This is a genomic window from Enterobacter sp. J49, assembly GCF_002148625.1.
Lineage (GTDB): Bacteria > Pseudomonadota > Gammaproteobacteria > Enterobacterales > Enterobacteriaceae > Enterobacter > Enterobacter ludwigii.
This window is the reverse complement of record NZ_MWPY01000037.1, coordinates 390,010-402,669: the sequence shown is the minus strand read 5'-3', so window position 1 is coordinate 402,669 and position 12,660 is coordinate 390,010. Positions and strand designations below refer to the sequence as shown.

General features: G+C 55.8%; 10 protein-coding genes. 5 read left to right on the top strand and 5 right to left on the bottom strand.

Features of this window, described 5'->3' with window-relative positions; all coding sequences use genetic code 11:
- Window positions 1-49: 49 nt before the first annotated feature.
- Entirely contained in the window at window positions 50-970 is a 921-nt protein-coding gene (locus BJP35_RS20220) for a LysR family transcriptional regulator (RefSeq protein WP_179193680.1), read from the bottom strand.
- Between the two features lie 122 nt (window positions 971-1,092).
- On the opposite strand from BJP35_RS20220, the gene BJP35_RS20215 reads away from it, so the two are divergent.
- Window positions 1,093-2,871, top strand: a complete 1,779-nt coding sequence (locus BJP35_RS20215) for an adenine deaminase (protein ID WP_086463513.1) — start codon at window positions 1,093-1,095, stop codon at window positions 2,869-2,871.
- A 20-nt stretch (window positions 2,872-2,891) separates the two neighbouring features.
- On the top strand, window positions 2,892-4,235 hold the full coding sequence (locus tag BJP35_RS20210) for an NCS2 family permease (protein ID WP_032678560.1): 1,344 nt from the start codon (window positions 2,892-2,894) through the stop codon (window positions 4,233-4,235).
- Here BJP35_RS20210 and BJP35_RS20205 read toward each other — a convergent pair.
- The 3 genes from BJP35_RS20205 to BJP35_RS20195 are packed head-to-tail and all read right to left on the bottom strand — an operon-like array spanning window position 4,232 to window position 8,018.
- Window positions 4,232-6,430: a polysaccharide biosynthesis tyrosine autokinase gene (locus tag BJP35_RS20205; protein WP_086463512.1), complete on the bottom strand. Its 2,199-nt coding sequence runs from the start codon at window positions 6,428-6,430 to the stop codon at window positions 4,232-4,234. The genes BJP35_RS20210 and BJP35_RS20205 overlap by 4 nt on opposite strands.
- The gene (locus BJP35_RS20200) at window positions 6,430-6,879 is read right to left on the bottom strand and encodes a protein tyrosine phosphatase (protein ID WP_086463511.1); all 450 of its coding nucleotides are present in this window, start codon (window positions 6,877-6,879) and stop codon (window positions 6,430-6,432) included. The genes BJP35_RS20205 and BJP35_RS20200 overlap by 1 nt, the downstream gene beginning before the upstream one ends.
- Window positions 6,879-8,018 carry a polysaccharide export protein gene (locus BJP35_RS20195; RefSeq protein WP_014170873.1) on the bottom strand — a complete coding sequence of 380 codons (1,140 nt, stop codon included), beginning with the start codon at window positions 8,016-8,018 and terminating at the stop codon, window positions 6,879-6,881. Before BJP35_RS20195 ends, BJP35_RS20200 begins: the two co-directional genes overlap by 1 nt.
- Window positions 8,019-8,507: 489 nt before the next feature.
- Here BJP35_RS20195 and BJP35_RS20190 point away from each other — a divergent pair, with 489 nt between their 5' ends.
- Together BJP35_RS20190 and BJP35_RS20185 are read left to right on the top strand one after the other, a co-directional pair.
- Window positions 8,508-8,840, top strand: a complete 333-nt coding sequence (locus BJP35_RS20190; RefSeq protein WP_008500887.1) for an RcnB family protein — start codon at window positions 8,508-8,510, stop codon at window positions 8,838-8,840.
- Window positions 8,815-9,270, top strand: coding sequence for a GNAT family N-acetyltransferase (locus BJP35_RS20185; RefSeq protein WP_014170875.1), 456 nt, complete (start codon window positions 8,815-8,817; stop codon window positions 9,268-9,270). The genes BJP35_RS20190 and BJP35_RS20185 overlap by 26 nt, the downstream gene beginning before the upstream one ends.
- A 94-nt stretch (window positions 9,271-9,364) precedes the next feature.
- Here the strand turns inward: BJP35_RS20185 and apbC are convergent, their stop codons facing one another.
- Window positions 9,365-10,474 (bottom strand): iron-sulfur cluster carrier protein ApbC, encoded by a 1,110-nt coding sequence (apbC, locus tag BJP35_RS20180; protein WP_020883218.1) that lies wholly within the window; start codon window positions 10,472-10,474, stop codon window positions 9,365-9,367.
- A 137-nt stretch (window positions 10,475-10,611) separates the two neighbouring features.
- Here apbC and metG point away from each other — a divergent pair, with 137 nt between their 5' ends.
- Window positions 10,612-12,645 carry a methionine--tRNA ligase gene (metG, locus tag BJP35_RS20175; protein WP_086463510.1) on the top strand — a complete coding sequence of 678 codons (2,034 nt, stop codon included), beginning with the start codon at window positions 10,612-10,614 and terminating at the stop codon, window positions 12,643-12,645.
- Window positions 12,646-12,660 lie beyond the last annotated feature (15 nt).

Below are 12,660 nucleotides of genomic sequence, written 5' to 3'. Positions count from 1 at the left end.
CGGTCATCTTAGCGAGCAATGCGCCATCACGCTGTAAAGAAGTGTCGGGTCATTTCGTTCGCAACGTGTCGGCCATCAGCGTAAAGCAGGATTCGATAAGCGGAGGAAGCGGCTGGGGGGCACGCATTAACGCCACCGTGCGGGCCAGAGCCGGTTGTTGAAGATGTACCACCCTGAGCTGCGGGTCCTGGAGGTGCGTGGTATAGAGCTGCGGTAAAATCGCCACGGCGAGTTTCGAGCGCACCAGACCATACAAAGTTTCGATGTAGTCCACCTGATAGCGTGTCGGCAACGACAAACGGTGGCTTTCCGCGAGCGCCGCAACCAGACGCTGAATATTACCTTTTGAGAACACGGCGATATCCCGCCCTGCCAGTTGCTTCCAGGGCAGGTGCGCCGACGCGGCCAGCGGATCGTCGCTGTGAATGACCGCGACAAACGGGTCGTCCTGTAAGGGAAACACGTTCAGCTGGTCGGGAACAGAGTTATCGAGCGCACCAATGCCGAAATCAATCTGCCCTTTCAGCAGCTGGGCCACCAGCGCATCGTTGGTTTGATCGTGAAATTCAACCCTGAGGCGGGGAAAAGCCTGCGCGAGCGTCCGGGGCAACAAGGGGAACAGCAGCGAACTCACGGAAGGGATCAGCCCAATACGCACCGAACCTTCTCCGCCCGCCTGAACAATGTGCTGCATGTCGTCAAACGCAAGCTGCGCCACGCTGAGCACCCGCTGCGCGTGCGGCAGGATGGCATTGCCAAGCTCCGTCAACGTCACGGCCGAGGCGGTCCGGTTAACCAGTTTGCCCCCAAGCACCGTCTCGATTTGCCGCAACGCACTGCTGAGCGCCGGCTGGCTGATAGCCAGTTTGCTGGCGGTATCAGTAAAATGACGCAGCTGCGCCAGAGTGACAAAATACTGTAGCTGTCGAAGAGAGAGCGCGGGCAAGCGCTGCCAGGGTTCCGTCATGATTATCCATTACACGCGTCACAGAATAACCCGGGGTTATCGGGCGATAAATTTTATCAGCTGGGCAAACGTTTGCCGTGTGCATAGAGTAGCGTCATTATTTTGATGCTGGAACTGTTAATTGCATGACTGCTGAAACCCGACGCCGCGCCGTTCAGGCTGCACGAGGCGAAATGCCCTTTGACCTGCTGCTCACCGATACCCGTATTGTGGATATGGTCACCGGTGAGATCCGCGAAGCGGATGTTGGTATCGTGGGATCACTGATTGCCAGCGTCCATCCGCGCGGCAGCCGCAACGACGCACATGAGACCCACGCGCTGAACAACCAGTTTCTGTCGCCAGGGCTGATGGATACCCACGTCCACCTTGAAAGCTCCCATCTTATGCCCTCCCGCTACGCGGAGATTGTGCTTGCACAGGGCACCACGGCGGTCTTCTGGGATCCGCATGAACTGGCCAACGTGCTGGGCATTGACGGCGTCCGTTTTGCCATTGAGGCCAGCCGCAATCTGCCGCTGCAGGTGATGGTCGCCGCGCCTTCAAGCGTGCCCTCAACGCCCGGCCTGGAAATGTCCGGGGCGGATTTTGCCGGAGACGAGATGAACACCCTGCTCGGCTGGCCGGAAGTGCGCGGTGTGGCTGAAGTGATGGACATGCACGGGGTGCTTAATGGCAGCCAGCGTATGCTTGAAATTATGCAGGCCGGGCTCGACAGCGGAAAGCTGATTGAAGGCCATGCCCGCGGTCTCAGCGGTGCAGATTTACAAGCTTATCTGGCAGCAGGCGTGACTTCTGACCATGAGTTAACATCGGCTGACGATGCGCTGGAAAAACTGCGTGCCGGGCTGACGCTGGAGATCCGCGGTTCGCACCCTTATCTGCTGCCCGATATTGTCAGCGCCCTGAAAACGCTCCCCCATCTTTCGTCTCACATCACGGTTTGTACCGATGATGTTCCGCCAGACATCCTCATGGAAAAAGGCGGGATCATCGCGCTGCTGAACCTGCTGATTGAACATGGATTAGCGGCCACCGACGCACTGCGTTTTGCAACGCTCAATGCAGCCATTCGCCTGCAGCGTAACGACCTGGGGCTGATTGCCGCCGGGCGTCGCGCGGATCTGGTGGTGTTTGACTCGCTGGATAAACTGACGGCGCGCCAGGTCTACGTCGCCGGAAAGCTGATTGCCCGGGACGGGGCAACGCTCGAACCTGTTGCTGATACGCCTCTTACGTTGCCGCGTGATACCGTACGGTTGTCTGCCCTGACCACTGATGATTTTTGCATGCGTATTGGCAACGCGAACCATGGCGTGGCTCGCTTGCGCCACATCTGCGGCGCGCGCTTTACCCGCTGGGGTGAAACAGATGTGCAGGTGCGCAACGGGTGCGTGCAGATCCCGGACGGTTTTAGCCTGATCTGGGTTCAGCATCGCCATGCCCGTCATGCAGCAAAACCGCAAATTGCCCTGCTTGAAGGCTGGGGGGAACTGCGCGGGGCGATTGCCACCAGCTACTCGCACGACTCTCACAACTTGGTGGTTTTGGGCCGCGATCCGAACGATATGGCGCTGGCTGCCAATACGCTTATCAACAGCGGTGGTGGCATGGCGCTGGCGCAACAGGGTGACGTGATTGCCCACGTTGCCATGCCGGTTGCGGGCATGCTGTCGGAACTGCCACCTGCCGAGCTGGCGCTGCAGTTCAGGACGCTGCGCGATCGCAGCAGTCTGATTGCCGACTGGGAACCGCCGTATCGGGTCTTTAAGGCCATCGAAGGAACCTGCCTTGCCTGTAATGCCGGGCCACATTTGACCGATCTTGGACTGACCGATGGCAGCACGCGCCAGATTGTCGATCCGCTGATTTCTTACCGGGAAACCCCGGACAACACACAATAATACCGAAGGAGAGCCGGATAATGGCCGACAATACCGTTAATTCGCCAGCACCAGGGCGCTGGCTTGAACGTCGTTTTGCACTCCGTGCACGCGGGAGCACCGTGCGCACCGAGTGCCTGGCGGGTATCACCGGTTTTCTCGCCGCCGCCTATTTGCTGGTGGTGATCCCGGGGCTGCTGGCCGTGGGAGGAATGGACAAAGGCGCCGCGACCACGGGCACCATTCTGGTCTTCGTTGCCGGGACGCTGCTGATGGCGTTTTACGCCAACCTGCCGTTTATCGTCGGGCCAGGAATTGGTGGCTCGGTGCTGGTCGGGGTGACGCTTGCGGGCAGTGAAGGCATTGGCTGGCAAATTGGTCTGGGTATCGCCTGCTGGTCGGGGATTTTATTCTTTCTGCTGACCCGGTTTGGCCTGCGTGAAGTGGTGACCCGCTCGGTGCCACAGTCCATCAAGCTGGGGCTGACGGCCTCCATCGGGCTGTTTGTCGCCGTACTCGGTTTCCGCAACGCCGGGCTGGTGCTGGCGAATGCCAAAACGAACGCACTGATGTTGGGAGATTTTTTGTCACCCGGTGCACTGGTGGCGTTACTCGGCCTGTTCCTGGCTATCGGCCTGCAGGCTCGTCGTATTCCGGGTGCGATCCTGTGGGCTATCCTGCTCGCGACCCTCGTGGGTATTCCGATGGGCGTCACGAAATTACCCGCCAGTTTTATCGATGTGCCCCACTCCATCGCTCCCGTCCTTGGGCATGTCGATATGCTGGGCGCGCTGAATATTGCCTTTCTGCCGTTCCTGTTTGTCTTCTTCGCCTCCGAGTTTTTCTCCACCATGGGAACAACGCTGGCGGTGGGCGGGGAAGCAGGGCTGCTGGATGAAGAAGGCAATATGCCGAACATTAACCGCCCGTTTATGGTGGACTCCATTGCCGCCGCGATTGGCCCGTGGGTAGGCATTCCTGCCGCCACGGCGCTGATTGAATCGTCCGCAGCCGCAGAAGCCGGCGGCAAAACCGGCATGACCGCGCTGGCCGCGGCGGTAATGTTCCTGCTGATGCTGCTGTTTACCCCTGTGGCGCTGATGATCCCGAAAGAAGCCACGGCGCCCGCCCTGATCCTCATCGGGCTGAATATGTTTAGCGGTTTACGTAAGGTTGATCTGGCGAACTTCACCGACGGCTTGCCGGTGTTGATGATGGTGATGATTACGCTGATTGCCAACAGTTTCGGGACCGGTATTGCGGGCGGGCTGCTGTTTTATATCGTTATCAAAGCGATTGCCGGGAAATGGCGCGATATCCCCGTCGGTCTGTGGATCCTCGCCATTCCCCTGGTGTATTACTTCGCCACGCTGGTAAAGCACTAACCCTCACGCCGCTTTTCCTTCGGGGTATAGCCGTAATCGAAATGGCTATACCCCGCGCTGTAATACAGCGCCGCAGATTTCACGATATCATTGAGAATGGCACCGTTCACCTGCACACCCATCTGCTGCAGACGCTTTACACAGTTTTCCGTCTCTTTCACGTTGGTTTTACCAAAGCGGGCAACCAGTAACGTGGTGGCGGCCACTCTGGCAATCAGCACCGCATCGGTCACGGCCAGCACCGGCGGTGTATCAACGATAACAACGTCATAGTGTGCATTCATCCCCGACATCACCTCCTGGAAGCGTTCTCCCATGAGCAGCTCCGCGGGACGTAACGGCTGAGGACCGCAGGTCAGAACATCAAAGCCCGCCTTATCAACGCGCTGGATCGCCTCCTGCCATGCCACATTTCCCTCAAGGACAGCGGATAATCCGTGATGGTTGTTCAGCTTAAAGAGATTATGCACATAGCCTTTACGCATATCCGCATCGATAAAGAGCACCCGCTTTCCGGCCTGAGCCGCTATTGATGCCAGTGACGTGCTGACCAGCGTTTTGCCGCAATTCTGCGTGGGGCCCGTAATCACCACGATCTGGTTTGAGGCATCCATCATCGTGAAATGCAGGCTGGTACGCAGTCCGCGCATCGCTTCAACAAACATATCCGCTGGCCGGTCTGTGGGCAGGAAGGGGATATCCGAGGTTTTGTGTTTCCCGTGGGGCGCCAAAAAGTGCTTTCGGCGCAAATGCGTTTTTTTCCACAGCCAGACCGAGCGCGGCAGCGTCGCCAGAACCGGCATCCCCTGCTCTTCTATTTGCTCTGACGAGGTGATCCCTCGCCGACAGGCAGTACGAACCAACACCCAGCCCATGGAGACCATCAGCCCTAACAGCACGCCAGGCAGAATAATGAGCGCTTTACGGGGTTTTATTGGCTCAGGTTGCGTAACCGCGGTATCAATGATCCGCACGTTGCCGATGGCGCTGGAGCGTGAAATGTTCAGTTCCTGTTGGCGTGTCAGCAGCTGCAGGTAAATGGTACGCCCGGACTCGACATCACGGCTCAGGCGCAACACTTCCTGCTGGGTAGAAGGCATAGATGAAACCCGGCTGTTCAGGCGCGCGCGTCCCTCTTCGAGCGTTTGTCGCTTCTCCCGTAATGCGCGATAGGTCGGGTGATCCTTTTTGAAAAGCTGAGAAACCTCTGCCTCACGAAAGGTCAGTTCGTTGAGTTGATTTTCCACGTTAACGACCTGATCCAGTACGGACTTCGCCTCAAGGGATAAGTCGACGGAATCGCGCTGCGCCCGATAGGCATTCAGTCGTGCTTCGGCCTCATCCAGTTCGTGACGGACCTTAGGCAACTGCTCCTGTAAAAACGCCAGACTTCGGGCATCCTGTGCCTCCTGGCGCGCAATATTCTGGCTGAGATAATTTTCTGCAATCGTATTGAGCACCACCGCTATCCTGTCCGGGTCTTCACCCGTCAGCGTCAGGGTGATCATACCGCTCTGTTTACCGGATTCCGCGACAAAGAGTCTCTTCTGCAGCGCGTTAATTGCCTCAAGCCTGGTAAAGGCTTGAAGGGTAAATTGGGTCCCTGGCTCCGCGCTGAGCGAGTTCACCAGAAGCGTGATCCCGTCTTTCACCAGCCGTTTGCCAACCCTACCGTCAGCCTTAAGCGTCTCCCCTTCCAGACGATACCGGCCCTGCCCCAGCACGGTCAGGACAACCGCTTGCGGTTTCCCCTCCTGCTGGGGCAGGTTAAGCTCACCTATCGTCATGTTGCCCGGTTTGCTGCCGCGTAGACGTTCCCAGAGACGCCCCAAAACCGGGAGAACGCGCTGTTTTACCTGATATGTCAGCCCCAGATTATCAACGGTTCCCCCCAGGATCATGCGCGATTTAAGCAGCAACAGTTCAGGTTCAGCGTCGGGTGAAAGGTCAGACCCAAACTGGCTTAAGCTTTTAAGCAACGAGTTGTCCTGCTTTGCTTCTATCTGTACCAGGGCATCCGCCTGGTAGACCGGCGTGGCGCTAAACGCGTAGAGCCCCGCGCACACCGTAAACAGGAGCGTGACCAGCCCGATTAACATGCGGTGATCAATCATCTCAGCAAGTAGCTGCATAAGATCGATTTCATTACTGTGCGGTGCGGCAGCACCGTATTTGTCTGATGTATGAGAAGACATTAACGCTTCATTCCTTTTTGACCCACACGACGAGCCCATTCCTGACTGGCTTTTACCAGCTGCCCGAAAACATATTCAAACGCTTCACGACTTTTGCGGTAAGGATCGGGAATGTCCTTGTTTTCCAGCCATTGGCCAAACAGCAGCGATTTTCCACGACATTCGGGTGACACGGCGGCAATAAAACGCAGGTGCTCCGGCTCCATCACCAGAATCAAATCGGAGGTTTGCAACATGCTGCGCGTCATCTTGCGTGCCACGTGCCCCTCCAGCGAAACGCCGTAACACCGGGCCACCTCCCGTGCAGTTGCATCCGCCGGGCGTCCTTCAAATCCGTAAATCCCAGCCGATGTCACGAGTCTGCCGGGCAGCTGTTGTCGCAACAGCCGCTCCCCCATCGGCGAACGGCAAATATTGCCGGTGCAAACCACTAAGATTGAGTTGAACATTATTGCGGCCATGAACGGATGAAGCGGACGGTTTCGGTCAGGTCATGGACACCGCTGATGGTGGGTACCAGCTGGGTGATAACGCGATTCCAGCGTGACAACGGCGCGGTGGTGACGTAGACAATGTCATACGGTTCAAGCTGGAATTCCGTCCCCAGCACCATCGCGGAGGCATCCTTCGCATTGAGCTGATAGATATTGGCAATTTTGTCCGTCGCCCCTTTTTTGGCTACCGAGCGAATAACAAAAATCCCGGTTGCATCGGCCATATTCTGATCCAGCCCGCCTGCATTCCCCAGGGCTTCCGCCAGGGTCATTCCGCTACGATCCATCTTCAATGTGCTCTGCTTCACCACCTCGCCCATCACGAACACTTTTAAGGCATCGTTACGCGGAACAAAGAGGATATCGCCCGGATACAGCAGCTTATTCTGGCTTAAATCACCGTGCTGCATCAGCGCATAGAGCGAAAGGCGCGCGTCCTGGCCATTATGCGTGAGGACCACGTTACGCCAGTCGGCATCCGCTGAAAGCCCACCTGCGGCGTTGACCGCGTCCATTACCGTCAACGGGATATTGGTTATCGGTTGCTGGCCTGATTTTGCCACCTCTCCCGTCACATAGGCTTTTTGTGAGCGGAAAGACGCCACGCTGACATCCACCTGCGGGCTCTCAATGACCTTCTCCAGTTGCGCGGTGATTGCTTCACGCACCTGCGCGACCGTTTTGCCTGCAACATGCAGTTTTCCGACGTAGGGGTAGAAGAGCGTTCCATCCGCATTCACCCAGTTACCCGCGTCACTCGCGGTACGATACTGCCCTGCGGGCGTGGTTAATTCCGGATGATCCCAGACGGTGACCGTCAGGATGTCGCCGGTGCCTATGCGGTATTCCCAGTTTTTAACCTGCTCATCCAGAGTAGGATTTGCCTGAGATTTGAGGACAGGCGGTCGCAATCTTTCAATGAGCGCCGGGGTCAGGGGATAAATTTCCACGTGTTGATCGAGCTGATAATTTGTTTCTCCGTCAGTCATGACTTTTTTCCCGGTAATGCTGAGATCCTGACCTGGCGAAAATACGCAACCAGTTAACTGGCCGACTGAAAGAAATAAAAGTGAAAATAGCGTTGTATTTTTCATTTATATAAAAAGTTCTTTTATTGTTGTGTTTGTTGTTAAACAGATAAAAAATAAATTCATTTACATTAAAATTTTCAACGGGTTATTGTTTTAGCGGACGTATTACAAAAAACAGACAACGTTTCCCTTCCTGGCGATAAAAAAGCAAAATCGTTCCCATTCTTTTGGGAAAAATGGAAAGAGATTGATGTCATACGGAGGCGATATTAAATGTTCTTACGTGGGAAAGCATGCGTTGAACAGTCCATTTGCGAAGTGAGAAGGTATTTTCAGAATTGATTAATGAAATAATAAATATTGGAAATATCAAACTCGGGAGATATTGGCTGTAGTGATACTGCACGCGTCATTACGACTACACAAAACCGTCCACTTTTGTTACATTTTTTTTCAAACACACCATGCTTTGGTACTTAAAATGGACCGTCTGCCTCGCGTTCCATGAACCCGCAGACGAAAAGTATCTGTAACGATATCACTGGAGAAAAAATGGCTAAGCGTAAATTGCTGCTTCTGGGTGTATTACTGTCTCTGGCGGGTTCCGCGTTTTCTGCCCCGCAAACCGCCGCTGCGCCATCAGGCATTAAAGCCTATGAGGAACAAGAGTTCATCGCTGATTTCACCAAATTCAAGATTGGCGACACCGCACCGGCGCAGTATCAAACGCCTGAGTACACCATTAAACAGTACCAGCTGCGTAACCTGCCGGCCCCGGATGCGGGTACCCACTGGACCTATATGGGCGAGAACTACGTCCTGATTGGCGATGCAGATGGCAAAATCTACAAAGCCTACAATGGAGATATCTTCTATCACCGCTAATGACATTTTAATCCGGCCCTGGCAGGAGAGCGATCGCCCCTTTTTGCGAACACTCTATCTCCACGCGCGGCGCGAGGCCTGGCCATGGCTGGACGGTTCCGAGTGGCAGCTTGAAGACTTTGACGCGGCAACCCGCGATGAAGTGATTTGGGTGGCCGTTCAGGACGGGCATCGACTGGGTTTTGCTTCGGTGTGGACGAACGACAATTTCCTGCACAATCTGTTTGTCGATCCGCAGTATCAAGGTCTGGGCGTCGGTCATTTGCTCCTTGAACAGGTGCAAAACGCGTTCACCAGTACGGGTTCGCTGAAGTGTCTGGTAAAGAATGACAGGGCTGTTGCCTTTTACCAGCGCCATGGCTGGCATATTGAAGCGAAGGGTGACTCGCCGGAAGGCGAGTACTTTTTAATGCATTACGTACAGCGTTAAACGCGGGTGACGCTTCGCTGAGCCGGCCTACAACACGTTATTTCCTTAGGCCGGGTCAGGCGCAAACGCCGCCCGGCAATTCAGACTAAAGCACTCACACCGCGCGAAACGCAATTTCACTCGGGATGACTTCGCCCTGCCAGTAAAGCTGCGCCGCAACGCGCCCCGCCAGCTGTCGATACATCTCTGCAAATTCACTGTCCGGACGGCTGACGACCGTCGGCTTCCCGCTGTCCAGATCTTCACGCAGCGAGATGTGCAGCGGCATCTGCCCAAGCAGTTGGGTGTGATACTGCGCAGCCAGTTTTTCTGCCCCACCGGTGCCAAAGATAGGCTCATGGTGTCCGCAGTTGCTGCAGATATGCATGCTCATGTTCTCGACAATACCCAGCACCGGCACGTCCACTTTCTCGAACATCACGATGCCTTTTTTGGCGTCGATCAGCGCAATGTCCTGCGGGGTGGTCACCACGACCGCTCCCGTGACCGGAATGTTTTGCGCCAGCGTCAGCTGAATGTCACCGGTGCCCGGCGGCATATCCAGCACCAGATAATCCAGATCGGGCCACATTGTCTCCTGCAGCATCTGCATCAGCGCTTTGCTGGCCATCGGGCCACGCCATACCATGGCGTTATCGTCAGTTACCAGATAACCAATGGAGTTGGTTGCCAGACCGTGGGCCATGATCGGTGCCATGTGCGTGCCATCCGGCGAGGTTGGGCGCTGGTTTTCCGCGCCCAGCATGTTAGGCACAGACGGTCCGTAAATATCGGCGTCCAGAATACCGACTTTCGCCCCTTCGGCTGCCAGCGCGAGCGCCAGGTTTACCGCCGTGGAGGATTTACCCACACCACCCTTGCCTGAACTGACGGCAATGATGTTTTTCACGCCGTTAACGCCCGGGTGGTTTTTCACACGCTTGAGGGTGGCGATGCTGTGGGTCAGCTTCCAGTCAATGGCTTTCGCGCCGGTAATGCGCAGCAGCTCAGAGCTGGTTTGCTCTTTCAGCGCGTCGAACGCGCTGGTCCAGACGAAGGGCATCTGCAACTCGATGTGCAGCGTATCGTCCAGCCATGCGACATGGTGTAACGCTTTCAGCGTGGTGAGATTGTGCTTCAGGGTTGGATGCTGAAAGTTAGCCAGCGTCCCGGCGACCATTGCTCTTAAGGCTTCCGGTGATTTGGCCTGGGATTGAGAACTCATCCCGACTCCTTTGTTCTTGTGAATAAGACCTTAGATGAACAAGTTTACCTGAAAGGCCGTGGTTTGTGCTTACTTAATAATGCCCCTTTTGGTAATATCAAAAACCCTTTTCACAGTTAAAAGAAGTAATGCCTACTATGACTCAAGTCGCGAAGAAAATTCTGGTAACGTGCGCACTGCCGTACGCCAACGGCTCAATCCACCTCGGCCACATGCTGGAGCATATCCAGGCTGATGTCTGGGTCCGTTACCAGCGAATGCGCGGCCACGAGGTTAACTTCATCTGTGCGGACGATGCCCACGGCACGCCGATCATGCTGAAAGCGCAGCAGTTGGGGATCTCCCCAGAGCAGATGATTGCCGAAATGAGTCAGGAGCATCAGACCGATTTTGCGGGCTTTGACATCAGCTATGACAACTATCACTCCACGCACAGCGACGAAAACCGTGAGCTGTCGGAGCTGATCTACTCTCGCCTGAAAGAGAACGGTTTTATTAAAAACCGCACCATCTCTCAGCTGTACGATCCGGAAAAAGGCATGTTCCTGCCAGACCGCTTTGTCAAAGGTACCTGCCCGAAATGTAAATCACCGGATCAGTATGGCGATAACTGCGAAGTGTGCGGCGCAACCTACAGCCCGACCGAGCTTATCGATCCGAAATCTGTTGTTTCGGGTGCCACACCGGTAATGCGTGATTCCGAGCACTTCTTCTTCGACCTGCCGTCCTTCAGCGAAATGCTGCAGGCGTGGACCCGCAGCGGTGCGCTGCAGGAGCAGGTCGCGAATAAAATGCAGGAGTGGTTCGAATCCGGTCTGCAGCAGTGGGATATCTCCCGCGATGCACCGTACTTCGGTTTCGAAATTCCGAACGCACCGGGTAAATACTTCTACGTCTGGCTGGATGCGCCAATCGGGTACATGGGCTCCTTCAAGAACCTGTGCGACAAGCGCGGCGACACCGTCAGCTTTGACGAATACTGGAAGAAAGATTCAGACGCCGAGCTGTATCACTTTATCGGCAAAGACATTGTTTACTTCCACAGCCTGTTCTGGCCGGCGATGCTGGAAGGCAGTAACTTCCGTAAACCAACCAACCTGTTTGTGCACGGCTATGTGACGGTCAACGGCGCGAAGATGTCCAAATCTCGCGGTACGTTCATCAAAGCCAGCACCTGGCTGAACCACTTCGACGCGGACAGCCTGCGTTACTACTACACGGCGAAGCTCTCTTCCCGCATCGACGATATCGACCTGAACCTGGAAGATTTCGTGCAGCGCGTGAACGCCGACATCGTCAACAAAGTCGTGAACCTGGCTTCCCGTAACGCAGGCTTTATCGCCAAGCGTTTCGACGGCGTGCTGTCTGCCGAACTGGCCGATCCTGAGCTGTACAAAACCTTCACCGACGCCGCCGCGGCGGTTGGCGAAGCCTGGGAAAGCCGTGAGTTCGGTAAAGCGATTCGTGAAATCATGGCGCTGGCTGACGTGGCTAACCGCTACGTTGACGAGCAGGCACCGTGGGTTGTCGCGAAACAGGAAGGCCGCGACGCCGACCTGCAGGCGATCTGCACCATGGGCCTGAACATGTTCCGCGTGCTGATGACCTGGCTGAAGCCGGTACTGCCACAGCTGGCCTCCCGCGCTGAAGCGTTCCTCAACACCGATCTGACCTGGGATGCTATCCAGCAGCCGCTGCTCGGCCACAAGGTGAATACCTTCAAGGCGCTGTACAACCGCATCGAGATGAAGCAGGTAGAATCCCTGGTGGAAGCGTCTAAAGAAGAGGTGAAGGCTGCCGCTGCGCCGGTGACTGGCCCGCTGGCAGACGATCCGATTCAGGAGACCATTACCTTTGATGATTTCGCCAAGGTCGATCTGCGTGTCGCACTGATTGAAAGCGCGGAATTTGTCGAAGGCTCGGACAAACTGCTGCGCCTGACGCTGGATCTGGGCGGTGAGAAGCGTAACGTCTTCTCCGGAATCCGTTCTGCCTATCCTGATCCGCAGGTGCTGATTGGCCGTCAGACCGTGATGGTCGCCAACCTGGCACCGCGCAAAATGCGCTTCGGCATCTCGGAAGGCATGGTGATGGCGGCAGGTCCTGGCGGGAAAGATATCTTCCTGTTAAGCCCTGATGAAGGCGCCAAACCAGGTCAGCAGGTGAAATAATAAAAAAGCCGGAGA

What these genes read in the sequence shown, in the direction of transcription:
- BJP35_RS20215 (WP_086463513.1), top strand. Translation starts at nt 1,093, where the DNA reads ATGACTGCTGAAACCCGACGCCGCGCCGTTCAGGCTGCACGAGGCGAA.
- BJP35_RS20210 (WP_032678560.1), top strand. Translation starts at nt 2,892, where the DNA reads ATGGCCGACAATACCGTTAATTCGCCAGCACCAGGGCGCTGGCTTGAA.
- BJP35_RS20205 (WP_086463512.1), bottom strand. Translation starts at nt 6,430, where the DNA reads ATGTCTTCTCATACATCAGACAAATACGGTGCTGCCGCACCGCACAGT.
- BJP35_RS20200 (WP_086463511.1), bottom strand. Translation starts at nt 6,879, where the DNA reads ATGTTCAACTCAATCTTAGTGGTTTGCACCGGCAATATTTGCCGTTCG.
- BJP35_RS20195 (WP_014170873.1), bottom strand. Translation starts at nt 8,018, where the DNA reads ATGAAAAATACAACGCTATTTTCACTTTTATTTCTTTCAGTCGGCCAG.
- BJP35_RS20190 (WP_008500887.1), top strand. Translation starts at nt 8,508, where the DNA reads ATGGCTAAGCGTAAATTGCTGCTTCTGGGTGTATTACTGTCTCTGGCG.
- BJP35_RS20185 (WP_014170875.1), top strand. Translation starts at nt 8,815, where the DNA reads ATGGAGATATCTTCTATCACCGCTAATGACATTTTAATCCGGCCCTGG.
- apbC (WP_020883218.1), bottom strand. Translation starts at nt 10,474, where the DNA reads ATGAGTTCTCAATCCCAGGCCAAATCACCGGAAGCCTTAAGAGCAATG.
- metG (WP_086463510.1), top strand. Translation starts at nt 10,612, where the DNA reads ATGACTCAAGTCGCGAAGAAAATTCTGGTAACGTGCGCACTGCCGTAC.